This window comes from Pseudomonas sp. R3-41, assembly GCF_054161485.1.
In genome coordinates, this window is sequence record NZ_CP096421.1 from 302,576 (window position 1) to 326,325 (window position 23,750).

Below are 23,750 nucleotides of genomic sequence, written 5' to 3' on the forward strand. Positions count from 1 at the left end.
AATGTCCGTGGGCTGGGGTTACTTGAGGCTGACCTTGGAGTAGTCCTGCCGCCCAAACGGGCTCACCCCATAACCCTGCACATCCTTGCGGGTAAGCGCGAAGGCAGTGGGGTGGGCCAGGGGTAGCCACAGGGCCTGCTGCTGGATCTGGGCCTGGGCCTGTTCGTAGAGCTTGGCGCGCACGCCTTGTTCGCCGGTGGTCTTGCCGGCGCTGATCAGTTTGTCCAGGTCCGGGTTGCAATAACGGGCGAAGTTGGTCCCGGACTTCACCGCCGCGCAGGAAAACTGCGGCGTGAGGAAGTTGTCCGGGTCGCCGTTGTCGCCGGCCCAGCCCATGAACAGCAGGTCATGCTCGCCGGCCTTGGCGCGGCGGATCAGTTCGCCCCATTCGATCACGCGGATTTCCGCCTGGATGCCGACTTCCGCCAGGTCCGATTGCAGCAGCTGTGCGCCTAGGCTTGGGTTGGGATTGAGCAGGCTGCCGGAAGGGCGCGTCCAGATGGTGGTCTTGAAGCCTTCCTTCAAGCCGGCCTTGGCCAGCAAGTCGCGGGCCTTGGCCGGGTCGTGGGCATAGCCCGGCAAGTGCTTGGCATAGCTCCAGGTGTTCGGTGGGTAAGGGCCGCTGGCGGCTTCGGCGGTGCCTTCGAAGACGGTCTTGAGGTAGCTGGCCTTGTCGAAGGCCAGGTTGATGGCTTGCCGCACCTCGGGCTTGTCCAGGGGCGGATGCTGGCTGTTGATCGCCAGGAACGCGGTCATGAAGGCCTCGGTCTGGGCCACGCTCAGGGTCGATTCCTGCCGGGCGGCCTGCACATCCAGCGGCTTGGGCGACAGGGCGATCTGGCATTCGTTGCGGCGCAGTTTCTGCAGTCGCACGTTGGCGTCCGGCGTGATGGCGTATATCAGCGGGTCCACCTGGGGCTTGCCGCCGAAATAGGCGTCGTTGGCCTTATAGCGAATCGAGGCGTCCTTCTGGAATCGGCTGAAAATGAACGGGCCGGTGCCGACCGGCTGGCTGTTGAGTTTTTCCGGCGTGCCGGCCTGCATCAACTGGTCGGCGTATTCGGCCGAATAGATGGAGGCAAAACCCATGCTCAACGTCGCCAGGAACGTCGAGTCGGCGTGATCGAGGGTGAAGCGCACGGTCAGCGGATCCAGGGCGTCGATTTTCTTGATCAGCGCCGGCAACTGCATGGACTGGGCGTGAGGGAAACCGCTTTGCGCGACCTTGTGCCACGGGTTCGCCGGATCGAGCATGCGTTCGAAGCTGAACTTCACGTCCTCGGCGGTCAGGTCGCGGCGCGGCGTGAAGTAATCGGTGCGGTGGAACTTGACCTGCGGCCGCAGCTTGAACACGTAGGTCAGGCCATCGGTGGAGACTTCCCAGCGCTCGGCCAGGCTGGGGACTACTTTGCCGCTGGCGGTGTCGAAATCCACCAGGCGGTTCATCAGCACGTCGGCAGAGGCATTGGTGGTGGTCAGGGAGTTGTACTGGACGACATCGAACCCTTCCGGGCTAGCTTCGGTGCAGACGCTCAGGGCGGCGGCGAATACCTGCGGGGTGATCAGCAGAGGGGCGAGCAACAACGGTAGGGCAGCGAGGCGCATGGTCGGTTTCCTGTGCAAGTCGAAGGCCCATCTGCGAGTGCAGTCTGGAAAAGGCCTACCCTAGTGGGCTCGCTGCCAAATGACTATCCCCTTTTTGCATTTTCCGGCACGCTGCGGCGACGTTTGGGTGGCCAAAACCTGTCGTATGTGAAAAAAACCTGCGTGCGGCGACGAGCGGTAAGGGGTGGCGCCAGCCTCTGTCCCCGCCGTCCCGGGCGGTTGGCCGATGATTCTCCAGGAAGACAAATCACATCGGCTGTTGTTGCACTGTGGTCTTTCTGGTATAAAGCAGCGCTCTTTTCTAGGGGCCCGGTTCCTTCACTGTAGGTGTAGCCGGTAAGACCCTTAAAGAAACGCGGCGCCTGGCGCCAAATGACTGAGAGATTAAGCGGCCAACCCATGCCGGGTTGGGCATGTGGTTTTAGAGGGCTGAGGCATGTCGAGAGTCTGTCAAGTTACCGGTAAGGGTCCGGTGACTGGGAATAACATTTCCCACGCAAACAACAAAACCCGTCGTCGTTTCCTGCCGAACCTGCAGCATCACCGCTTCTGGGTTGAAGAAGAGAAACGTTTTGTGCGTCTGCGCGTATCTGCCAAAGGCATGCGCATCATCGACAAGCGTGGCATCAGTGTCGTGCTGGCCGAACTTCGTCGCGATGGCAAGGTTTAAGGGAGCTAATCATGCGTGAATTGATTCGTTTGATCTCGAGCGCCGGTACTGGTCACTTCTACACTACCGACAAGAACAAGCGTACTACCCCGGACAAAATCGAGATCAAGAAATATGATCCGGTTGTTCGCAAGCACGTGATCTACAAGGAAGGCAAAATCAAGTAATTGATTTTTCCCTTCTTACGAAAAAGGCCCGTATCGCGAGATACGGGCCTTTTTTGTTGTGTTTTGGTCCTGTGGATCAACCGCATTTAATGCCGACGATGATTCCGTCGACATCCGTTACAAGGTTGATGCGTCGCGGGCGCAGATCGTAGGTTATAGGGTGTTTCGGGCCTGCGGGGCGAACCTGGGCCCCGTTGGCCAGCGCGCGAACTTCTTCACGCAGCTCGCGGGTGTATTTTTGGCCAATGGTGTACTGGGCGATAGCGATATCGCACTGGTCGTCTGGCATCGGCACGACAACGGTGTCGTTTTGATTCGGCATTTCTAGCTTCCTTGCTGATCGTTAAAAAGAAAAGGCACTCACCGGTTGGGTTGGTCGCGCATCCTGCGCGTCCCGCTGCGACGATAAATTGCGCGGTGCCTATGGCAGGTTTTAATCGTCACCGTGGCGATTGACCAATGATTTAGTGTCACGGTCTTTTACGGCGCGGTCTTGGCCTGTTCAAACACCACATAGATCTTGCGGCACGGCTCCAGCACTTCCCAGGTGCCCTTGAACCCCGCTGGGATCACGAAGCGGTCGCCGGCCCGCAGGGTCTTGGCGTTGCCGTCATTGTCCCGCAGCACGGAAACGCCCTGGACGATCTCGCAGTATTCATGCTCGGTGTAGTTGACCGTCCACTGGCCAATGGCGCCTTCCCACACGCCAGCGTTCATTTGCCCACAGGGGCTGCTGTAGTGGTTGAACACGGCTTGTTCGGGATCGCCCTTGAACACCTTGGCCGGGTCCGGGCGATAACGTTCGGCGGTGGTATTGGCCTGGCTGAAGTCGACGATGTCCTGAATGCTCATGCGGGTGATCCCCAGTGATCGCTTGGAAAGGCCTCGAGTCTATGTTTATTAAAACGAACATCGCAAGGCCGTTTGCCACCGTTGTGTCAAATATATTGAAACATGACCAGCCGCTGGTTTAGGGTGGCGGGTGCCCCGTACCAATTACAGCGCCGAACAGCGCCGAAAGCAGGCTGGCCGGGCAGAATTCTTTTGAGCGCTGCGCATTGCGCGGCGTTCGTACTCAATAAGAGGAGGACACACGCATGACCACCCTGACTCGTGCCGATTGGGAACAACGCGCCCGCGACCTGAAAATCGAAGGCCGCGCCTTTATCAACGGTGAGTACACCGATGCGGTGTCCGGCGAAACCTTCGATTGCCTCAGCCCGGTCGATGGCCGCCTGCTGGGCAAGATCGCCAGCTGCGACGTGGCCGACGCCCAGCGTGCCGTCGAGAATGCCCGCGCCACTTTCAACTCCGGCGTCTGGTCGCGCCTGGCGCCAAGCAAGCGCAAAACCACCATGATTCGTTTCGCCGGCCTGCTCAAGCAGCATGCCGAAGAGCTGGCCCTGCTTGAAACCCTCGACATGGGCAAGCCGATCAGCGACTCGCTGAACATCGACGTGCCCGGCGCGGCCCAAGCGTTGAGCTGGAGCGGTGAAGCCATCGACAAGCTCTACGACGAAGTGGCCGCCACGCCGCACGATCAATTGGGCCTGGTGACCCGTGAGCCGGTGGGTGTCGTGGGCGCGATCGTGCCGTGGAACTTCCCGCTGATGATGGCCTGCTGGAAGCTCGGTCCGGCGTTGTCCACCGGTAACTCGGTGGTGCTCAAGCCGTCGGAAAAGTCCCCGCTGACCGCCATCCGCATCGCCGCGCTGGCGATCGAGGCCGGCATTCCGAAAGGCGTGCTGAACGTGCTGCCAGGCTACGGCCACACCGTCGGCAAGGCCCTGGCCCTGCATATGGACGTCGATACGCTGGTGTTCACTGGCTCGACCAAGATCGCCAAGCAATTGATGATCTATTCCGGTGAATCCAACATGAAGCGCATCTGGCTGGAAGCCGGCGGCAAGAGCCCGAACATCGTGTTCGCCGATGCTCCGGACCTGCAGGCCGCGGCCGAATCCGCTGCCAGCGCCATCGCCTTCAACCAGGGCGAAGTCTGCACCGCCGGCTCGCGGCTGTTGGTGGAGCGTTCCATCAAGGACACGTTCCTGCCGCTGGTGATCGAAGCCCTCAAGGGCTGGAAGCCGGGCAACCCCCTGGACCCGGCGACCAACGTCGGCGCCCTGGTGGATACCCAGCAGATGAACACGGTGTTGTCCTACATCGAGGCCGGTCACAGCGACGGCGCCAAACTGGTCGCCGGTGGCAAGCGCATCCTTGAAGAAACCGGCGGCACTTATGTCGAGCCGACGATTTTTGACGGCGTGAGCAATGCCATGAAGATCGCTCAGGAAGAGATTTTCGGCCCGGTGTTGTCGGTCATCGCCTTCGACACCGCCGAGCAGGCCATTGAAATCGCCAACGACACGCCGTATGGCCTGGCTGCAGCGGTATGGACCAAGGACATCTCCAAGGCTCACCTCACCGCCAAGGCCCTGCGCGCCGGCAGCGTATGGGTCAACCAGTACGACGGCGGCGACATGACCGCACCGTTCGGTGGCTTCAAGCAGTCGGGCAACGGTCGCGACAAGTCGCTGCATGCGTTCGACAAATACACCGAGCTGAAGTCGACCTGGATCAAGCTTTGACATGGGCGGCCCCGGACCCTGTCCGGGGCTCCATGCAGCGCTGATTCTTTTGTGGGAGCGGGCTTGCTCGCGAAAGCGGTTTAACATTCAGCAACTAAGTTGACTGGCACTCCGCCTTCGCGAGCAAGCCCGCTCCCACATTGGTTGAGAATGAGCGGAAGATTGGCGGTCGAAACAGATCCCCTGTGGGAGCGAGCCTGCTCGCGATAGCGGTATGACAGTCGACGACTTTGTTGAATGTTGCTCCGTCATCGCGAGCAGGCTCGCTCCCACATTTGTTTTGCGTAGGGCTTGAAACATCACTGTCCACAGGAGCGTGGAAATGCGTTGGGCAACCTATTTCGCCGTGTTGGCGTCTGTCCTGAGCGTCGGCCTGGCCCTGGGCGTGAGCATGCCGCTGGTATCGCTGCGCCTGGAGGGCTGGGGTTATGGCTCGTTCGCCATTGGCGTGATGGCTGCGATGCCGGCCGTGGGGGTGTTGCTTGGGGCCAAGGTGTCGAGCCGTCTGGCGGCGCGGTTCGGCACGGCGGCGTTGATGCGCCTGTGCCTATGGGGTGGGGCAGTGTCCATCGGGCTCCTGGCGCTACTGCCCAGCTATACAGTCTGGTTGCTGTTGCGCCTGATGATCGGCGTGGTTCTGACCTTGGTGTTCATTCTGGGTGAAAGTTGGATCAATCAGTTGGTCATTGAAAAATGGCGTGGACGGCTGGTGGCGCTATACGGCAGCAGCTACGCCCTGAGCCAGTTGTCTGGCCCGCTGCTGCTGGGCGCCCTGGGGACCGATCATGACTACGGGTTTTGGGTGGGCGTTGGGCTGTTGTTGATCGCACCCTTGTTGCTGCTGGGCCGTAGCGGTGCACCCAGCAGTGAGGCCGGCAACGTCACGTTCAGTGATTTATGGGCGTTCTGCCGCGGCTTGCCAGCGATTGCCTGGGCGGTCTCGTTGTTCGCTGCGTTCGAGGCGATGATCCTCACCTTGCTGCCCGTGTATTGCCTGCGCCAGGGCTTCACGGCTGACATCGCGCTGGCGATGGTCAGCACCGTGGTGGTCGGCGATGCCTTGCTGCAGTTGCCCATCGGTGCCCTGGCCGATCGTGTGTCTCGCCGGGCTCTGTTGACGGGGTGTGCGGTGGCATTGATGTTATCGAGCCTGGCGGTTCCGCTGCTGATCGATACCCTGCTGATCTGGCCGCTGTGGGTGCTGTTCGGCGCCAGCGCAGGCGGTTTGTTCACGTTGTCGCTGATCCTGATCGGCGAGCGTTACCGCGACGATGCGCTGGTTCGGGCCAACGCCCATGTCGCGCAACTGTGGGGGCTCGGTTGCCTGGTCGGCCCGCTGGTGGCGGGGGCGGGCAGCCAATGGATCAGCGGCCATGCGCTGCCTTTGTTCATGGCGGCCGGGGCGTTCGGGCTGGTGATCCTGCTGGTTCGCCAGGGGGCGTTTGGGAGCACCCAGCCCGCTTGAACACCCGAAACCCTGTAGCAAGGGGGCTTTTGTGGCGAGGGAGCTTGCTCCCGCTCGGTTGCGCAGCAACCGCAAAGCCGGGACTGCTTCGCAGTCCAGCGGGAGCAAGCTCCCTCGCCACAAAAGCGGTCTGCCACAAGGCAGGCTGTCCACAAAGCGGTCTGCCACAAAAGCGACCTGTCCGCCTCTAAAGCATCCGCTCCAGTCCGATCGTCGTGCTGAACCAGGCATTGAACCGGCGCCACCAACTGCCCGGTTCTCGGGCCAGGTCGTGGATCTGGCCGTTATCTTCGGTGGTCCACACAAGCGTTCCATCTTCCAGCCTCGCCTGGTAGCTCAAGGCCGGCGCCATGCCTTGCAAGGCCAGCTCACGGACTTGTCCGGCGAGTTCAGGGCTGTCCACCAGCACGCCGACTTCGGTGTTCCATAGCACCGAACGCGGGTCGAAATTGAACGAGCCAATGAAGGATTTCTGCTGGTCGAAGATGATCGCCTTGCTGTGCAGGCTGGAGTCCGATTCGCCGTAGGACTTGCTGTAGAACAAGTGAGCGCTGCCGCCGGTGTCGCCCGGTTGCCGTCGCAACTCGAACAGGCGCACGCCATGTTGCAGCAGGGCCTTGCGGTACGGCGCGTAGCCGCCGTGCACGGCGGGCACGTCGGTGGCTTCCAGGGAATTGGTCAGCAGGCTCACCGACACACCGGCGTCTGCGCGACTGGTCAAGTACACCAAGCCTGGCTGGCCGGGGACGAAGTAGGCGGAAATCATGATCAGTTCTTTGCTGACGCCCGTCAGTTCGGGGGCCAGTTGGGTGGTCAGCAATAGCTGCGGGTCCGGTTCACCCTTGGCCAGCACTTTACTGGGCGCGTCCCACAGCGCCTGGTTCCAGGCCCAGATCAACTGGTCGCGCCACGTATCCAGGCGCGGTTGGGTCTTGTAGGCAGTCAATTGCTGGTAAAGCGCGTGGTTTTCCTTGTGGGTCTGCTCCAGCGACTCTTGCAGGCGCAGCCGACTGTTGGCCAGGTCCTTGGGCGTGGGGCGATGGGACAGGAACTGTTCGATGGGTTTGCTCAGGGCGCTGTTCCAGTACTGGTCGAAACTGTGGCCCAATTGTTCGGCCACCGGGCCGACGCCGAGCAGGTCGATGTCGGTGAAGTTCAGGTTGGGTTCGGCGTCGAAATACTCATCGCCCAGGTTGCGGCCGCCGACGATGGCCATGCTGTTGTCGGCCAGCCAAAGCTTGTTGTGCATCCGCCGGTGTTGCAGCGACAGGTTGAACAGGCGCCCGAGGCCACGGGTCACGCCGGTAGCGCGTCCGAGGTGCAGCGGATTGAACAGGCGGATCTGGATCTGTGGGTGAGCGGCAAGGGTCGCGATGATCTGGTCGAGGCCATCGCTGGTGGTGTCGTCCAGCAGGATCCGCACGCGCACGCCGCGGTCGGCGGCCTTGAGCAATTCATCCACCAGCATTCGAGTACTGATGCCGTCGTGGACGATGTAGTACTGCAAATCCAGGCTGCCTTGGGCGTTGCGAATCAGCTCGGCTCGGGCGGTAAAGGCCTCGGTGCTGTCCGATAGCAGCCGAAAGCCTGAGCGTCCTTCGTGGGGCGCGGCCTGGGCCTGGACCGAGCGGCCGAACGAGGATTCGGCGGCGGGCAAGGCCTGGGAGGGCTCACGGGTGACATCAAGACCGGCGCAGCCGCTCAGCAGTGAGGCGACTAACAGCAACGCAGGCAGGATCGGTCTGGATCTCACGTAGGATCGTTCCGCTTGTTGGTGGTGATCGGCTGTTGAGTGCTGCTTCCCTGGTTAACGTTCAGACGACATCGCGCTGGGTTTCGTTCAACAGTGCGATGGCGGCCGCTCCGACCTTGCGCACAGCCTCTTCGATCTGGGCCGTTGGCTTGGCAGCGTAGTTCATCCGCAGGCAGTTGCGGTACTTGCCCGATGCCGAAAAGATGCTGCCGACGGCGACCTGTACGCCTTGGTCCAGCAGGACTCGATTGAGCTTCAGCGTATCGAAGCCGTCGGGCAGTTCCACCCACAGCATGAAGCTGCCCCGCGGGCGGCTGGCACGGGTACCCGCTGGGAAATAGCGGCTGACCCAGTCAATCATTGCGTCGCGATTGCGCTGGTATTGCGTGCGCATACGCCGTAAATGGGGTTCGAAGTGCCCGCCCTTGAGAAACTCGGCAATGGCGATCTGCGGCTGTGGCGCGGTAGAGCCGGTGCTGATGTATTTCATGTGCAGCACCCGCTCCAGATACCGGCCTGGCGCGACCCAACCAATGCGCAGGCCAGGCGCCAGGGTCTTGGAAAACGAACTGCAGAGTAAGACGCGGCCGTCTTCATCGAACGACTTGATGGTGCGTGGGCGAGGGTAGGTGTAGGCCAACTCCCCATACACATCATCTTCAATAATCGCCACGTCGAAGCGTTGCGCCAGGTTCAGCAGCGCGCGTTTATTGGCGTCGGGCATGATGTAGCCCAATGGGTTGTTGCAGCTGGGAGTCAACTGTATGGCCTTGATAGGCCATTGCTCCAGGGCCAGTTCCAGCGCATCCAGGCTGATGCCGGTAAGCGGGTCGGTGGGAATCTCCAGGGCTTTCATGCCCAGGCCCTTGAGGGTTTGCATGGCCCCGTGAAAGCTGGGTGAGTCCACCGCGACGATATCGCCTTGTTCGCAGGTGGCGCGGATGCTGACCGACAGGGCTTCATGGCAGCCGGTGGTGACGATCAGGTCATTGGGGCCCAATTGGCAGCCGGAGTCCAGCGACAGCCGGGCGATCTGCTCGCGCAACGCGAGGTTGCCGTAGATGTTGTCGTAATACAGGCCCGGCATGTCTTGTCGGCGGCTGATCTGCGCCAGGCTGCGTAGCAGCGGTTTCATGGTCGGCGAATGGATATCCGGCATGCCTCGGCCCAGTTGCACCACGTCCGGGCGCGGCACGGCGCGTATCAGTTCCAGCACCTGGTCCCATTGGGAAATGTCCACGGGGCGCTGGGCCGGGCGGCCAATCACCGGCAGGTCCGGCAGTTCACGGCTCACGGGCACGAAATAACCTGACTTGGGTCTCGGCATCGCCAGCCCGCTGTCTTCGAGCACGCGATAGGCCTGCTGCACCGTACTCAAGCTGACCCCATGCTCCGTGCTCAATGCCCGTACAGAAGGCAGCCGGTCGCCAGGACGGTAGAAGCCCTGTTCGATGCGGGTGCCGAGCAGTTCGGCGAGGTTCACATAGAGGGTCATGGTGCGCTCCCGATGAGATGAGCAACTGCAACCGATACAGTTGAGTCGGAAAATGACGATTCAGTGCCGGAAATACTAAATCTGTATGCTTATAAAAGAATTGTGTTGAATCTGTATTGCTTTTAGCCGTCCGCGCATCATGAAACCTCTGGCTACCCAAGTAAACAGGAGCGATCAAAATGAACGGCTTGAGCGATGTGCGGCTGACGTTACACAGTCAGGAACTGGCGGCAGGGCAAGAGAAAGGGCTGCGCAGCGCGACATTGCGCAATGCACCGTCCGGCCTCGGTCGCTGGGGCCTGTTCTGGCATCGTCTGCATACACGCAAGGCCTTGTTGGAACTTACACCCGAACAGTTGCATGACGTCGGGCTGAGCCGAGAGCAGGCGCGGGAGGAGGGGCTGAAGCCGTTCTGGCGGCTTTGACGTGATCAAGAACCTGTGGCGAGGGAGCTTGCTCCCGCTCGGTTGCGCAGCGACCGCAAAATCGTAGGGTCGCTGCGCAACCCAGCGGGAGCAAGCTCCCTCGCCACGGTTGTTGGGCTAGACCAACTCTTTCAACCGATGCCACAACATCCCCAACGCCAACAACGGCGAGCGCAAATGCTTGCCACCCGGAAAGGTCATGTGCGGGACCTGGGCGAACAGGTCGAAACCGCTGCTCTGCTGCCCACTGATGGCTTCGGCCAACAATTTGCCGGCCAGGTGCGTGGCATTCACGCCGTGGCCGGAATAGGCTTGGGCGTAATACACATTGGGTTGGTCCTTGAGCCGGCCGATCTGCGGCAAGCGGTTGGCACCGATGCCAATCATCCCGCCCCATTGATAGTCGATGTTCACGCCCGCCAATTGCGGGAACACCTTGAGCATCTTCGGACGCATGTAGGCGCCAATGTCCTGCGGGTCGCGGCCGGAATAGTGACAGGCCCCGCCGAACAACAAGCGACGATCGGCCGAAAGCCGGTAGTAATCCAATGCCACCCGTTGGTCGCAGACCGCCATGTTCTGCGGCAACAACGCCTGTGCCTGCGCTTGGCTCAAGGGTTCGGTGGCGATGATGTAGCTGCCGGCCGGCAACACTTTACCGCCGAGTTGCGGGTTGAGTCCGTTGAGGTAGGCGTTGCAGCCCAGTACCAGCGTCTTGGCGTGGACCGAGCCCTGTTGGGTGTGCACCTTCACTTCAGGGCCGTAGTCGATACGCGTGACCGCCGATTGCTCGAACAGCCGGACCCCCAGTTGCTGCGCGGCGGCGGCTTCGCCCAAGGCCAGGTTAAGCGGATGCAGATGGCCCGAGCCCATGTCGATCAATCCGCCGACGTAGCGATCCGAGCCTACGACGCTGTGCATTTCGTCGGCTTGCAGCAGTCGGGTCGAGTGGCGATAACCGAGGCTGCGCAGTTCTTCGGCGTCTTCGGCGAAGCCTTCCAGATCGCCGGGTTTGTTGGCGAGGTCGCAGTAGCCCCAGGTGAGGTCGCAAGGAATCTGGAAGCGCTCGACCCGCTGCCGAACGATTTCCACCGCCTCAAGGCCCATGAGCTTCATCTGGCGCACGCCGTCGGTGCCGATGATGGGCGCGAACTGGTCGAGGCCATGGCCGACGCCACGGATCAATTGGCCGCCGTTGCGCCCGCTGGCGCCCCAGCCGATCCGGTGCGCCTCCAGCAGCGCCACGCTCATGCCGCGTTCAGCCAGTTCGATCGCCGTGTTCAACCCGGAGAACCCGCCGCCGACGACGCAGACGTCCACCCGCAACTCCCCCTGCAACACCGGATGGTCCGGTTGCGGCAGGCTGCTGGCGGCGTAGTAAGAGGCGGCGTGCGCGTGGTTCGGGACAGGTTGCTGAACACGGGCGTTCATGTGCGTAATCCTGATTGTTCTGTTTGAGAAATTTTACGGAGCATAAGCCGGGGATTCCTCCTCGGGCAACACCGGTCGGTTGGCGCTGTCTGGTCCGCGGCTTTTAAGGCAGAATCCCGGATAGTCCTTCTCGGTAACCGTCTCGATGAGCTGCAACAGTCAAAAAATTCGCACGCTACGCCAGCAGATTCCCTCGTTCGAGTGCGTACCGGGCTGCCATGACTGCTGCGGTCCGGTCACCACCTCGCCCGAGGAGATGGCCCGCTTGCCTCGCAAGACCCGCGCCGAACAGGATGCGGCCATGGAAGCGCTCGACTGCGTGCACCTGGGGCCCAACGGTTGCACGGTCTATGACGAACGTCCGCTGATCTGTCGGCTGTTCGGCACCACGGCGACCTTGCCGTGTCCCAATGGCCGGCGGCCGGTGGAACTGATTCATCCGCGGGTGGAGAAGCAGATTCATGAGTACATGGCCAGTACTCGGCAGGTGTTGGTCTAGCAGGCAGGGATACCGAGTCGCGGCCTTCGCGAGCAAGCTCGCTCCCACAATGGAACTCCGTTGCCCACAAGAAGGTAATCACCACCGCGCGATGTGGGAGCGAGCTTGCTCGCGAAAGCGGTCCTCCAGGCAACCATTGCCTGGAGCCAGGCTCAATCCGGAATCGGCAGGTTCAAGCTCTCCTTCACTTCTTCCATCACGATGTAGCTCTTGGATTCGCGCACGTGGGGCAACTTGAGCAGGATGTCCCCCAACAGTTTGCGGTATGAGGCCATCTCGGAAATCCGTGCTTTCACCAGGTAGTCGAAATCTCCTGACACCAGGTGACATTCCAGCACATGAGGCAATTTCAGCACGGCGCGTCGGAATTCTTCGAAGGTGTCGCCGGATTTGTAGTCGAGGCTGATTTCGACAAACACCAGCAGGCTGCCCTTCAAGTGCTGCGGGTTGAGCCGGGCGTTGTAGCCCATGATGATCCCTTCGCGCTCCAGGCGCCGTACCCGCTCGGTACAGGGTGTGGTGGAGAGACCGACCTTTTCCCCCAGCTCGGTGAAGGAGATCCGTCCGTCCGCCTGGAGGATCCGCAGGATGTTGCGGTCGATCTTGTCCAGCTCGCGTTTGGTCTGGGTGTTGGTACGCACAGGTGATGCGCCTCCATGAAAAGGGGTTTTGCCGAGAATTCTCGCCAAATATAGGTGTTTATATAGTGAAAAGCACTGGCTGATCTTTTTTACACTGCGCCCATCAAAGCTATGTACAACAAACGTCAGCGGTTATCCGCGATGAGGGCATCAACATGCGCGTTCTGGTCTTGGGTAGCGGCGTCATCGGTACCGTCAGTGCTTATTACCTGGCTCGTGCCGGGTTTGAAGTGGTGGTGGTCGACCGTCAGCCAGCACCTGCCATGGAAACCAGTTTCGCCAATGCCGGTCAGGTGTCGCCGGGTTATGCCTCGCCGTGGGCCGCGCCGGGCGTGCCGCTCAAGGCCATCAAATGGCTGCTGCAACGCCATGCGCCACTGGCGATCAAGGCCACTGCCGACATCGATCAATACCTGTGGATGGCGCAGATGCTGCGCAATTGCACCGCCAACCGCTACGCAATCAACAAGGAGCGCATGGTCCGCCTGTCCGAGTACAGCCGTGACTGCCTCGACGAACTGCGCGCCGAAACCGGCATCGCCTACGAAGGCCGTAGCCTCGGGACTACGCAGCTGTTCCGCACCCAGGCCCAGCTCGATGGCGCGGCGAAAGACATCGCCGTGTTGAAAGAGTCCGGCGTACCGTTCGAAGTACTCGACCGCGAAGGCATCGCCCGGGTCGAACCGGCCCTGGCCAACGTCACCGACATCCTGGCGGGTGCCTTGCGCTTGCCCAACGACCAGACTGGCGACTGCCAGATGTTTACCACGCGCCTGGCAGAAATGGCGGTGAAGCTGGGCGTGCAATTCCGCTTCGGCCAGGACATCCAACGCCTGGACTTCGCGGGTGATCGCATCAACGGCGTGTGGATCGACGGCAAGCTGGAAACCGCTGACCGTTATGTGCTCGCCCTGGGCAGCTATTCGCCGCAACTGCTCAAGCCCCTCGGGATCCGTGCACCGGTGTATCCGCTCAAGGGTTACTCCCTGACCGTGCCGATCACCAACCCGGCCATGGCACCGACCTCGACCATTCTCGACGAAACCTACAAGGTCGCGATCACCCGCTTCGACAATCGCATTCGGGTGGGCGGCATGGCGGAAATCGCCGGTTTTGACCTCTCGCTGAACCCACGTCGGCGCGAAACCCTGGAGATGATCGTCAACGACCTTTATCCTCAGGGCGGCGATTTGGCCCAGGCCAGTTTCTGGACCGGCTTGCGTCCGACGACCCCGGACGGCACGCCAATCGTAGGCGCCACACCGTTCAAGAATCTGTTCCTGAACACCGGCCATGGCACCCTTGGATGGACCATGGCCTGTGGTTCCGGTCGCCTGTTGGCCGACCTGATGGCAAAGAAAAAGCCGCAGATCAGCGCCGAAGGCCTCGATATTTCCCGTTACGGCAGCAAACACCAGGAGTCTGCAAAACATGTCAATCCAGCGCCAGCTCACCAATGACCGCATGAGCCAGGTTGTCGTGCACAACGGCACTGTTTACCTGGCCGGGCAGGTCGGCGACGACATGAACGCCGGTATTGAACAGCAGACCCGCGAATGCCTGGCCAATATCGAACGCTTGCTGGACCTGTCCGGGACTGACAAGACGCGGCTGTTATCGGTGACGATCTACCTGAAGGACATCGAGGCCCATTTCGCAGGCATGAATGCCGTCTGGGACCAATGGTTGCCCAAAGGCGTCGCCCCGGCCCGTGCCACGGTTGAGGCCAAGCTGTGTGAACCGGAGATTCTGGTGGAGCTGTCCGTCGTGGCCGCGCTGCCTTAATTCCCGGCCGAAACGATCCCTCTTCCGGCGCTGCGGGCGGTTCATGCCGTCAGCCCGCGCCGGTTTTTTATTGATGACCGCCTAGAAGCCTGCCGCCATGCGTCCTGCCCGTGCCCTGATCGATCTCCAAGCCCTGCGTCACAACTACCAATTGGCCCGCGAAGTCACGGGGGCCAAAGCCCTTGCGGTGATCAAGGCCGACGCCTATGGGCACGGCGCGGTGCGTTGCGCCGAGGCGCTGCAGGACACGGCGGACGGGTTTGCCGTGGCCTGCATCGAAGAGGCCCTGGAATTGCGGGCCGGCGGGATTCGTGGGCCGATCCTGCTGTTGGAAGGGTTTTTCGAAGCCGATGAGTTGCCACTGATCGTCGAGCACGATTTCTGGTGCGTGGTGCATTCGTTGTGGCAGCTTGAAACGATTGAAAAAGCCCCTCTGAGCCAGCCGATCACCGTCTGGCTCAAGCTCGATTCCGGCATGCACCGGGTCGGCCTGCATCCGACGGATTACCAGGCCGCCTACCGTCGCCTGCTCGCCAGCGGCAAAGTGGCGAAGATTGTGTTGATGAGCCACTTCGCCCGTGCCGATGAACTGCACGATCCCAGCAGTACCGAGCAGTTGGCGATCTTCGACAAAGCCCGCCAGGGCCTGGTGGCGCCGATCAGCCTGCGCAATTCACCAGCGGTGCTAGGCTGGCCGCAGATACCCAGCGACTGGGTGCGCCCGGGCATCATGCTCTACGGGGCCACGCCTTTTGATCAGCCCAACGCTGTCGCCTCGCGCTTGCAACCGGTGATGACCCTGGAGTCGAAAGTCATCAGCGTGCGCGAATTGCCTGCCGGCGAGCCGGTGGGCTATGGCGCTCGCTTTGTGACCACGCAACCGACCCGGGTGGGCGTGGTCGCCATGGGTTATGCCGACGGCTACCCACGCCAGGCCCCCACCGGTACGCCGGTGCTGGTGGAGGGGCAGCGCAGCCAGTTGGTGGGCCGGGTGTCGATGGACATGCTGGCTGTCGACTTGACTCATTTGCCCCAGGCCGGGCTCGGCTCGACCGTGGAGTTGTGGGGCAAGCACATCCTCGCCAGCGATGTCGCCAAGGCCGCCGACACGATTCCTTATCAGATTTTCTGCAACCTGCGGCGGGTGCCACGGCTCTATTCCGGGGCCTGACACGAAGCGCAACCTACCGAAAGTCGCTTCACCGCACAGGATTCGGGTCAAAGTGTTGTAAATACTGAACGCTGTCGCCATGATAACGCTCACTTTCCACACAACCTGATTCCCTGGAGGCTCCAGCATTGGACGTCGGTGAACGACTGCAATCCATTCGTAAACTCAAAGGCCTTTCCCAGCGTGAACTCGCCAAGCGCGCGGGCGTCACCAACAGCACTATTTCGATGATCGAGAAGAACAGCGTCAGCCCCTCGATCAGTTCGCTGCGTAAGGTCCTTGGCGGGATTCCCATGTCCATGGTCGAATTTTTCTCCGAAGAGATCCTCCAGGAGAAACCGACCCAGATCGTCTACAAAGCCAACGAACTGATCGACATCTCCGACGGCGCCGTGACCATGAAGCTGGTGGGCAGGGCACACCCGAGCCGGGCGATTGCCTTCCTCAATGAAATCTATCCACCGGGTGCCGATACCGGTGAAGAGATGCTCACCCATGAGGGCGAGGAAACCGGGATCCTGGTGGAAGGGCGGCTGGAATTGGTGGTCGGCGTCGAAACCTTCGTGCTCGAAGCCGGCGACAGCTATTATTTCGAAAGCACCAAGCCGCACCGTTTCCGTAATCCGTTCGACGTGCCGGCGCGACTGATCAGCGCAGCCACACCGGCCAATTTCTAGACCGAGAGGCGCCAGGCCCGCGTGGCCAAGGCGCCCGCTTGTTGGGCTGTCATGACAAACAAGACCCTTGTGACTTTGGGGTTGTTTCAGAGTGACAGGCTTACCGCTATACTTGCGCCCGCCTGCAAACCGTGGCCGCAGGCGTGACTAGCCACCATTGAGGGTGTACGCGTGAACCTAATTATGAAAATGCTGGCTGCACCAGCAACCGTATTGGCCCTATGGGCTGCGACCGCTCAAGCGGCGCCGAACGACGAAATCGCCAAGCGCCTTGAACCCGTCGGCCAGGTCTGCGTCCAGGGCAAGGAATGCAAGGGTATGGAAGTCGTGGCTTCGGCTGGCGGCGGGGCTGCCAAGACGCCGAAAGACGTGATCGCAAAACACTGCAACGCTTGCCACGGCACTGGCCTGCTGGGCGCGCCGAAAATCGGCGACAAGGCTGCCTGGAAAGAGCGCGCCGACCACCAGGGTGGTCTCGATGGCATCCTGGCCAAGGCGATTACTGGCGTGAACGCCATGCCGCCTAAAGGCACCTGCGCCGACTGCTCCGATGACGACCTCAAGGGCGCCATCAAAGAGATGTCTGGCCTGTAATACGCCAACATCTTTCACAAAAAAGCCGCTTACGAGCGGCTTTTTTGCGCCTGGGATTTTTCGGGGCTGTTCATCGCAACCAAGACCCGGCAAGCTCGGTCCAACCCACATTCATGGAATGTCCTGGAGGGTCCGATGGTGCAGTTGTGTTCAATCGAACAGGCGGTGGATGACGTGCTCGAGCGCCTGCCGGCGCATATTCATCTCGGCATGCCCCTGGGGCTGGGCAAGCCCAACCTGTTCGCCAACGCGCTGTACCGGCGCATCGCGCAACTGCCCGAGCGACAGCTGACCATCTACACCGCCCTGAGCCTGGGCCGGCCGAACCTGGGCGACGGTTTGCAGAAGCGCTTCCTCGAACCCTTTATCGAACGGGTCTTCGGTGATTACCCCGAGCTGGATTTCTTGGCGGACCTGCAGCGGGACAGCCTGCCGGCCAACATCCGCGTCCAGCAATTCTTCATGCAGCCCGGCAGCCTGCTGCATAGCACGTCGGCCCAGCAGGACTACGTCAGCAGCAACTACAGCCATGCGGCCCGGGACATCAACGCCGCCGGCTTGAACCTGGTGGCGCAACTGGTGGCGAGCGCCCCGGAGCACCCGGATCGCCTAAGCCTGAGCTGCAACCCGGACATCACCCTCGACCTGCTGCCGATGATCGCCAAGCGGCGCGAGGCCGGGGAGACCATTCTCATGGTGGGCCAGGTCCATAGCGACTTGCCCTACATGCCCGGCGACGCGGAAGTCGGCATCGACGCTTTCGACCTGTTGATCGACGAGAAGGACAGCCACACGTTGTTTTCCACGCCGAACATGCCGGTGGGTTTCCAGGATCATCTGATCGGTCTGCACGCCAGTACCCTGGTGCGCGATGGCGGTACGTTGCAGATCGGTATCGGCTCGATGGGCGACGCATTGACCGCGGCACTGCTGGCGCGCCAGGCCGATAACGCCGGCTACCAGGCGTTGCTGGCGGAGCTGAACCTTAGCCAGTGGGCGCAATTGATCGAGCGTGAGGGCGGGGTCGAGCCGTTTGCCAAAGGGCTTTACGGTTGCAGTGAAATGTTCGTCAACGGTTTGCTGGCGCTGGCGGAGGCCGGGATCATCCGGCGCAAGGTCTACCCCGACGAGGCGACCCAGGAGCGGGCCAATGCCGGGACGCTCGACGAGGCGGCGCAACCCGACGGCATCTGCATACACGGCGGATTCTTCCTCGGCCCGCGCAGTTTTTACGAGCGCCTGAGCGAGCTGCCGCAAAGCCGTCTGCGCGAATTCAACATGACGCGCATCAGTTACATCAACGAGCTGTACGGCCAGGAACAGCTCAAGCGCCTGCAGCGCCTCGACGCCCGTTTCATCAACACAGTCTTCACCATGACCCTGATGGGGGCCGGGGTGGCCGATCAGTTGGCAGACGGGCGGGTGCTCAGCGGTGTGGGCGGGCAGTACAACTTCGTTGCCCAGGCGCATGCGCTGGAGGGCGGACGCTCGATCCTGCTGCTGCGCAGTTGGCGTGAGGCCGGGGGCGAGATCAGCTCGAATATAGTCTGGGAGTACGGCCATTGCACGATTCCCCGGCACCTGCGGGACATCGTGATCACCGAATACGGCATCGCCGACCTGCGCGGCAAGACCGACGCGGCAGTGATCGAGGCGTTACTGAACATCAGCGACTCACGCTTCCAGCCCGGGTTGATCGAGCAGGCGCAAAAGGCCGGCAAGCTGCCGAAGGATTTCCGTCTCGATCCGCGGTTCGCCGACAACACCTCGGAGCGGTTGCAGGCGATCCAGGCACGCCATCCGAACCTGTTTCCCGAGTATCCGCTGGGCTGTGATTTCGATGGGCTGGAGCGGGACCTATTACGGGCGCTGAACTGGCTCAAGAGCAAGTTCAAGCTCACTGAGATCCTGGAGCTGGGCAAAGCCGCGCTGGATGCACCGGAGCCCTGGGAATATGCCGGGCATCTGGAGCGGATGCAGTTGACGAGTCCCGAGGGGTTGAAGGAGGAATTGGCCCAGCGGTTGCTGCTGGCGGGGCTCAAGGCGACTGCGCCATAGCGGTATATACATTCCCCTGTGGGAGCGGGCTTGCTCGCGAATGCGGTGTATCAGTTAGCATTGATGTGGCTGACACACCGCATTCGCGAGCAAGCCCGCTCCCACAGGGGTATGAGGGGGTTATTCGATGAAGGTCACAACCCCACCCGCCAGCGACTTCACCCGAGCCAACGACTCGACGCGATAGCCCTGTGCATCCAATTCCGCGCGGCCGCCCTGGAATGACTTCTCGATCACGATCCCCAGACCTGCCACGGTGGCGCCGGCCTGCTTGATGATGGAAATCAGCGCCTGGGAGGCTTTGCCGTTGGCCAGGAAGTCATCGATGATCAGCACCCGATCACTGCTGGTCAGGTGACGCGGGCTGATGGCGACGGTGCTTTCGGTCTTCTTGGTGAACGAATACACGGTGGCCGACAGCAGATTCTCCGTCAGGGTCAGGGACTGTTGCTTGCGGGCGAAGATCACCGGCACGCCAAGGTTCAGCCCGGTCATGATCGCCGGGGCAATGCCCGAGGCTTCGATGGTGACGATCTTGGTAATGCCAGAATCCTTGAACAGCGCGGCGAATTCGTCGCCGATCAGCTTCATCAATTGCGGGTCGATCTGGTGGTTGAGAAACGCATCAACCTTCAGGACCTGGTCGGACAGCACGATGCCTAGCTCGCGGATTTTCTGGTGCAGGGCTTCCATGAAGCCTCCTCTGATGGCGCGTGAGCGCCTGAAGTCGATGAAAAAGTAAATGATTCTAGCGCTTTAACATCGCGCGTATATCCGCCAGGGCACTGTTGCCGCGAACGACTTTGACTTCCGTTGGCGTGTCGTCATTGCCTTCCCAGGCCAGGTCGTCCGGCGGCAGTTCATCGAGAAAGCGGCTCGGTGCGCAGTCGATCACTTCGCCGTATTGCTTGCGCTTGGCGGCGAATGTGAAGGCCAGCGTCTGGCGTGCCCGGGTAATGCCGACATAGGCCAGGCGCCGTTCTTCCTCGATGGTGTCGGCCTCGATGCTGGAACGGTGCGGCAGGATTTCCTCTTCCATGCCCATGATGAACACGTAGGGAAACTCCAGGCCCTTGGAAGCATGCAGCGTCATCATCTGCACGCCTTCGGCGCCTTCTTCCTCTTCCTGCTGGCGCTCGAGCATGTCCCGCAGCACGAGTTTGCCGATGGCGTCCTCGACCGTCATGTCGCCGTCTTCGTCTTTTTCCAGGGTGTTCTTCAACGCCTCGATCAGGAACCAGACGTTGCTCATCCGGTAGTCGGCAGCCTTGTCGCTGGAGCTGTTGGTGCGCAGCCAGTTCTCATAGTCGATATCCATGACCATGCTGCGCAGCGCCGAGATCGGATCTTCCCCGGCGCACTGCTCGCGGACCTTGTCCATGAAGCGCTTGAAGCGCGCCAGGCGATCGGTGAAGCGGCTGTCCAAGTGCTCGCCCAGGCCGATTTCATCGGTGGCGGCGTACATCGAGATCTTGCGCTCGGTGGCATAGTTGCCGAGTTTTTCCAGGGTGGTCGAACCGATTTCCCGGCGCGGCACGTTGATCACCCGTAGGAAGGCGTTGTCGTCGTCCGGGTTCACGATCAGGCGGAAGTAGGCCATCAGGTCCTTCACTTCCTGGCGTCCGAAAAAGCTGTTGCCCCCCGACAGGCGATAAGGCACCTGGTGATGCTGCAATTTCAGCTCGATCAGCTTGGCCTGGTAGTTGCCGCGGTACAGGATCGCAAAGTCGCTGTACGGCCGGTCGGTGCGCAGGTGCAGGCTGAGGATTTCCATGGCCACGCGCTCGGCTTCGGCGTCTTCGTTGCGGCAACGGATCACGCGGATCTCGTCGCCGTGGCCCATCTCGCTCCACAGCTGCTTTTCGAACTCGTGGGGGTTGTTGGAAATCAGCACGTTGGCGCAGCGCAGGATGCGGCTGGTGGAGCGGTAGTTCTGCTCCAGCATCACCACTTTGAGCGACGGGTAGTCTTCCTTGAGCAACATCAGGTTTTCCGGCCGCGCGCCGCGCCAGGCATAGATCGACTGGTCATCGTCACCCACCACGGTGAACTGGTTGCGCTTGCCGATCAGTAGCTTCACCAGCAAATACTGGCTGGCGTTGGTGTCCTGGTATTCGTCCACGAGCAGGTAGCGGACCTTGTTCTGCCATTTTTCGAGAATGTCGGCGTGGTCCTGGAACAGCTTGACCGGCAACAGGATCAGGTCGTCGAAGTCCACCGCGTTGAACGCCTTGAGCGTGCGCTGGTAGTGGGTGTAGACGATGGCGGCCGTCTGCTCCTTGGGGTTGCGGGCGTTTTCCAGGGCCTCGGGCGGCAGGATCAGGTCGTTTTTCCAGGCGCCGATCATGTTCTTGATCTCATCCACGCCGTCGTCGCCCGAATATTCCTTCTGCATGATGTCGGTCATCAGGGCCTTGACGTCGGTCTCGTCGAAAATCGAGAAGCCCGGTTTGTAGCCCAGCCGCGCGTGTTCCTTGCGGATGATGTTCAGGCCCAGGTTGTGGAAGGTACAGACTGTCAGGCCGCGACCTTCGCCGGCGCGCAGCAGGCCGCCGACCCGCTCTTTCATTTCCCGGGCGGCCTTATTGGTGAAGGTCATGGCGACGATGTACTGGGCGCGGATGCCACAATTCTGGATCAGGTGCGCGATCTTGCGGGTGATCACGCTGGTCTTGCCGGAGCCTGCACCGGCGAGCACCAAAAGAGGGCCGCCGACATAGTTCACGGCTTCTTGCTGCCGGGGATTGAGTCGGGACATGACAGGGTTCAGGGAGTCGTTTGCGAAATGGGCCGGCATTTTAACAGGCTCAGAGAATTGTGCTGCTCTGTCCGACTTGTGACGCACACAGGATTGTCATTTGCCGCTTTTGTCACTTTCACGCAGGATGTGGAGCCAATTGGGTCCTGCGTAGCATTTCGAGCGGAAAAAACCACCGAAAAGCGCGTGTTTGAGAACCATTGGCATTGGTCATTGCCCATCGGCAGGTCATAATGCCCGGCGCCTACCACCTTGCAGAGTCTAGGGAGTCAGCTTGTCAACGCCTGTCGAACCCTTGCGTTTGCTGTTATTGGCCCAAGAGCCAGAGTGGGCAGCAATCTTGCGCGAGTGCCTGGTGCCCTTGGGGCCATCGGTCGTGTTGATCAGCGCCCCGAGCTGGGAGTCAGTCTGCAGCCTGTTCGAAGACAATCGCAATGCGGTGTTGCTGACCGTTGCGGCGTTGCAACCGGCGCCGGGTCGTTGCAGCCTGCCAACCATCCTGTTGCTCGAGCACGAGCCGGCGGCTGCCCCCGACGGTGTCAGCGACTGGTTGGTGCGCGACGTGCTCGACGGTGCGACCCTGCGTCGTTGCCTGCGCCATGTGCGTGAACGCGGCGTGCTGGAAAACACCTTGCAGCGCCTCGCCGAACAGGACCCGTTGACAGGCATCGCCAATCGCCAGGGCTTCCAGACCTTGCTGGCGGCGCGCCTGGCGGAAAACGACGGCCGTGGCCTGGCGCTCGGTCACCTGGACCTGGACAACTTTCGCCACGCCAACGACGCCCTCGGCCACCAGGCCGGTGACCGCTTGATCCTGCAAGTGGTGTCGCGTCTCAAGAGCTCGCTCGAGGCCGGCGATCAATTGGCGCGATTGGGCAGTGATGAGTTCGCCCTGTTGATCGACACCCGCCGCGCACCACAGCGGGCCGAGTGGATGGCCGAGCGTATTACCGAGGCCTTGGCCGAACCTTATTGGGTGGACGGTGAAAGCTTGCTGATCGGCTGTAGTCTGGGCGTCGCCCATGCCCGCGCCCAGGCCGGCGCCGATCCGCTGATGTGGCACGCCCACATCGCCATGCAACAGGCCAAGAGCACCCAGGGCTGCACCTTTCATATCTTCAACGAGCGCATCAATCGCAATGCCCGCAGCCTCGCCGACCTGGAAAGCGAGCTGCGCCGGGCACTGCGCCGCGACGAGTTGGAACTGCATTACCAGCCCCGATTGAACCTCGATGGCGGCCACATCGTCGGCCTCGAAGCCCTGGTGCGCTGGCGTCACGGCGAGCGCGGCTTGCTGCCGCCGAGTGAGTTCGTGCCGCTGGCCGAACAGAGCGGCCTGATCGTGCCGCTGGGCTACTGGGTGATTTCCCGGGCGCTGCGGGACATGCAGGCCCTGCGCGAGCGAGGGCTGGCGCCGTTGCACATGGCGGTCAACCTGTCGTTCCGGCAGTTCCAGGACAGCCAGTTGCTGCCGACCTTGAGCCGGCTGATTGCCGAGCGGGGTGTCGAGGCGCAATGGCTTGAATTCGAACTCACCGAAACCGCCGTCATGCGCCGCAGCGAACTGGTCAAGCAGACCATGGATGCCTTGGGCCGCCTGGGGGTGCGCTTCTCTCTGGACGACTTCGGCACCGGCTTCTCGTCGTTCGTGCACCTCAACAGCCTGCCGATCGCCTTGCTCAAGATCGACAAGAGCTTCGTCGGCGGCATGGAACAGCGCGAAGAGAACCGCAAACTGGTGCACGCCATGATCAACCTGGCCCACAACCTCAACCTGGAGGTGGTGGCCGAAGGTGTGGAAACCCAGGAACAACTGGACCTGCTTCGCGGTTTCGGTTGCGACCAGGTGCAGGGTTTCCTGATCAGCAAGCCGTTGCCGTTGCCGGAGTTGGTTGAATATTTGACGTTCGAGGGTGATCAGCAGTCGATGCTGGAAATCAGCTGACACAAAACCCTGTGGGAGCG

General features: G+C 61.4%; 22 protein-coding genes. 13 read left to right on the forward strand and 9 right to left on the reverse strand.

Annotation, left to right across the window (positions count from 1 at the left end; genetic code table 11):
* Positions 1-18: 18 nt before the first annotated feature.
* Positions 19-1,605: an ABC transporter substrate-binding protein gene (locus tag M1D99_RS01290; protein WP_434573591.1), complete on the reverse strand. Its 1,587-nt coding sequence runs from the start codon at positions 1,603-1,605 to the stop codon at positions 19-21.
* Positions 1,606-2,041: 436 nt separating this feature from the next.
* On the opposite strand from M1D99_RS01290, the gene rpmB reads away from it, so the two are divergent.
* The gene (gene rpmB / locus M1D99_RS01295) at positions 2,042-2,275 is read left to right on the forward strand and encodes a 50S ribosomal protein L28 (protein ID WP_003177273.1); all 234 of its coding nucleotides are present in this window, start codon (positions 2,042-2,044) and stop codon (positions 2,273-2,275) included.
* Between the two features lie 11 nt (positions 2,276-2,286).
* Positions 2,287-2,442 (forward strand): 50S ribosomal protein L33, encoded by a 156-nt coding sequence (gene rpmG / locus M1D99_RS01300; protein ID WP_003177274.1) that lies wholly within the window; start codon positions 2,287-2,289, stop codon positions 2,440-2,442.
* Between the two features lie 76 nt (positions 2,443-2,518).
* Here the strand turns inward: rpmG and M1D99_RS01305 are convergent, their stop codons facing one another.
* Positions 2,519-2,764 carry an I78 family peptidase inhibitor gene (locus tag M1D99_RS01305; protein ID WP_189674365.1) on the reverse strand — a complete coding sequence of 82 codons (246 nt, stop codon included), beginning with the start codon at positions 2,762-2,764 and terminating at the stop codon, positions 2,519-2,521.
* 158 nt (positions 2,765-2,922) lie between these two features.
* Positions 2,923-3,294, reverse strand: coding sequence for a cupin domain-containing protein (locus M1D99_RS01310; protein WP_186706885.1), 372 nt, complete (start codon positions 3,292-3,294; stop codon positions 2,923-2,925).
* Between the two features lie 245 nt (positions 3,295-3,539).
* Here M1D99_RS01310 and M1D99_RS01315 point away from each other — a divergent pair, with 245 nt between their 5' ends.
* Both M1D99_RS01315 and M1D99_RS01320 read left to right on the forward strand, forming a co-directional pair.
* The gene (locus tag M1D99_RS01315) at positions 3,540-5,033 is read left to right on the forward strand and encodes an aldehyde dehydrogenase (protein WP_003206859.1); all 1,494 of its coding nucleotides are present in this window, start codon (positions 3,540-3,542) and stop codon (positions 5,031-5,033) included.
* A gap of 322 nt (positions 5,034-5,355) precedes the next feature.
* On the forward strand, positions 5,356-6,498 hold the full coding sequence (locus tag M1D99_RS01320; RefSeq protein ID WP_186730327.1) for an MFS transporter: 1,143 nt from the start codon (positions 5,356-5,358) through the stop codon (positions 6,496-6,498).
* A gap of 187 nt (positions 6,499-6,685) precedes the next feature.
* Here the strand turns inward: M1D99_RS01320 and M1D99_RS01325 are convergent, their stop codons facing one another.
* A complete protein-coding gene (locus M1D99_RS01325) occupies positions 6,686-8,251 on the reverse strand; it encodes a phospholipase D family protein (protein ID WP_434573594.1) in 1,566 nt (521 codons plus the stop codon).
* A 61-nt stretch (positions 8,252-8,312) separates the two neighbouring features.
* The gene (locus tag M1D99_RS01330; RefSeq protein ID WP_186706882.1) at positions 8,313-9,746 is read right to left on the reverse strand and encodes an aminotransferase-like domain-containing protein; all 1,434 of its coding nucleotides are present in this window, start codon (positions 9,744-9,746) and stop codon (positions 8,313-8,315) included.
* A gap of 179 nt (positions 9,747-9,925) precedes the next feature.
* On the opposite strand from M1D99_RS01330, the gene M1D99_RS01335 reads away from it, so the two are divergent.
* A complete protein-coding gene (locus tag M1D99_RS01335; protein ID WP_186706881.1) occupies positions 9,926-10,171 on the forward strand; it encodes a DUF1127 domain-containing protein in 246 nt (81 codons plus the stop codon).
* 117 nt (positions 10,172-10,288) lie between these two features.
* Here M1D99_RS01335 and M1D99_RS01340 read toward each other — a convergent pair whose 3' ends face one another.
* Positions 10,289-11,602 carry an NAD(P)/FAD-dependent oxidoreductase gene (locus tag M1D99_RS01340; protein ID WP_458131305.1) on the reverse strand — a complete coding sequence of 438 codons (1,314 nt, stop codon included), beginning with the start codon at positions 11,600-11,602 and terminating at the stop codon, positions 10,289-10,291.
* A gap of 145 nt (positions 11,603-11,747) precedes the next feature.
* Here M1D99_RS01340 and M1D99_RS01345 point away from each other — a divergent pair, with 145 nt between their 5' ends.
* Positions 11,748-12,101, forward strand: coding sequence for a YkgJ family cysteine cluster protein (locus tag M1D99_RS01345; RefSeq protein ID WP_003206850.1), 354 nt, complete (start codon positions 11,748-11,750; stop codon positions 12,099-12,101).
* Between the two features lie 152 nt (positions 12,102-12,253).
* Here the strand turns inward: M1D99_RS01345 and M1D99_RS01350 are convergent, their stop codons facing one another.
* Positions 12,254-12,742, reverse strand: coding sequence for an Lrp/AsnC ligand binding domain-containing protein (locus M1D99_RS01350; protein ID WP_003206849.1), 489 nt, complete (start codon positions 12,740-12,742; stop codon positions 12,254-12,256).
* A gap of 155 nt (positions 12,743-12,897) precedes the next feature.
* On the opposite strand from M1D99_RS01350, the gene dadA reads away from it, so the two are divergent.
* The 6 genes from dadA to M1D99_RS01380 all read left to right on the forward strand — a co-directional run bounded on the left by dadA (position 12,898) and on the right by M1D99_RS01380 (position 19,027).
* A complete protein-coding gene (gene dadA, locus M1D99_RS01355) occupies positions 12,898-14,202 on the forward strand; it encodes a D-amino acid dehydrogenase (RefSeq protein WP_186706879.1) in 1,305 nt (434 codons plus the stop codon).
* A complete protein-coding gene (locus M1D99_RS01360) occupies positions 14,174-14,527 on the forward strand; it encodes a RidA family protein (protein ID WP_186706878.1) in 354 nt (117 codons plus the stop codon). Before dadA ends, M1D99_RS01360 begins: the two co-directional genes overlap by 29 nt.
* Before the next feature lie 97 nt (positions 14,528-14,624).
* Complete coding sequence (alr, locus tag M1D99_RS01365) at positions 14,625-15,698, forward strand: alanine racemase (RefSeq protein ID WP_458131306.1); 1,074 nt, start codon at positions 14,625-14,627, stop codon at positions 15,696-15,698.
* A gap of 128 nt (positions 15,699-15,826) precedes the next feature.
* Positions 15,827-16,375: a cupin domain-containing protein gene (locus M1D99_RS01370; protein ID WP_003206841.1), complete on the forward strand. Its 549-nt coding sequence runs from the start codon at positions 15,827-15,829 to the stop codon at positions 16,373-16,375.
* A 183-nt stretch (positions 16,376-16,558) separates the two neighbouring features.
* Positions 16,559-16,969, forward strand: coding sequence for a c-type cytochrome (locus tag M1D99_RS01375; protein WP_186706911.1), 411 nt, complete (start codon positions 16,559-16,561; stop codon positions 16,967-16,969).
* Positions 16,970-17,104: 135 nt separating this feature from the next.
* Positions 17,105-19,027, forward strand: coding sequence for an acetyl-CoA hydrolase/transferase C-terminal domain-containing protein (locus tag M1D99_RS01380; protein ID WP_458131307.1), 1,923 nt, complete (start codon positions 17,105-17,107; stop codon positions 19,025-19,027).
* Positions 19,028-19,147: 120 nt separating this feature from the next.
* On the opposite strand, the gene M1D99_RS01385 is transcribed toward M1D99_RS01380, so the two are convergent.
* Positions 19,148-19,720, reverse strand: coding sequence for a xanthine phosphoribosyltransferase (locus M1D99_RS01385; protein WP_434573604.1), 573 nt, complete (start codon positions 19,718-19,720; stop codon positions 19,148-19,150).
* A 55-nt stretch (positions 19,721-19,775) separates the two neighbouring features.
* Positions 19,776-21,785: a DNA helicase Rep gene (rep, locus tag M1D99_RS01390; RefSeq protein ID WP_186706875.1), complete on the reverse strand. Its 2,010-nt coding sequence runs from the start codon at positions 21,783-21,785 to the stop codon at positions 19,776-19,778.
* Between the two features lie 274 nt (positions 21,786-22,059).
* Here rep and M1D99_RS01395 point away from each other — a divergent pair, with 274 nt between their 5' ends.
* A complete protein-coding gene (locus tag M1D99_RS01395; protein WP_434573606.1) occupies positions 22,060-23,730 on the forward strand; it encodes a putative bifunctional diguanylate cyclase/phosphodiesterase in 1,671 nt (556 codons plus the stop codon).
* Positions 23,731-23,750 lie beyond the last annotated feature (20 nt).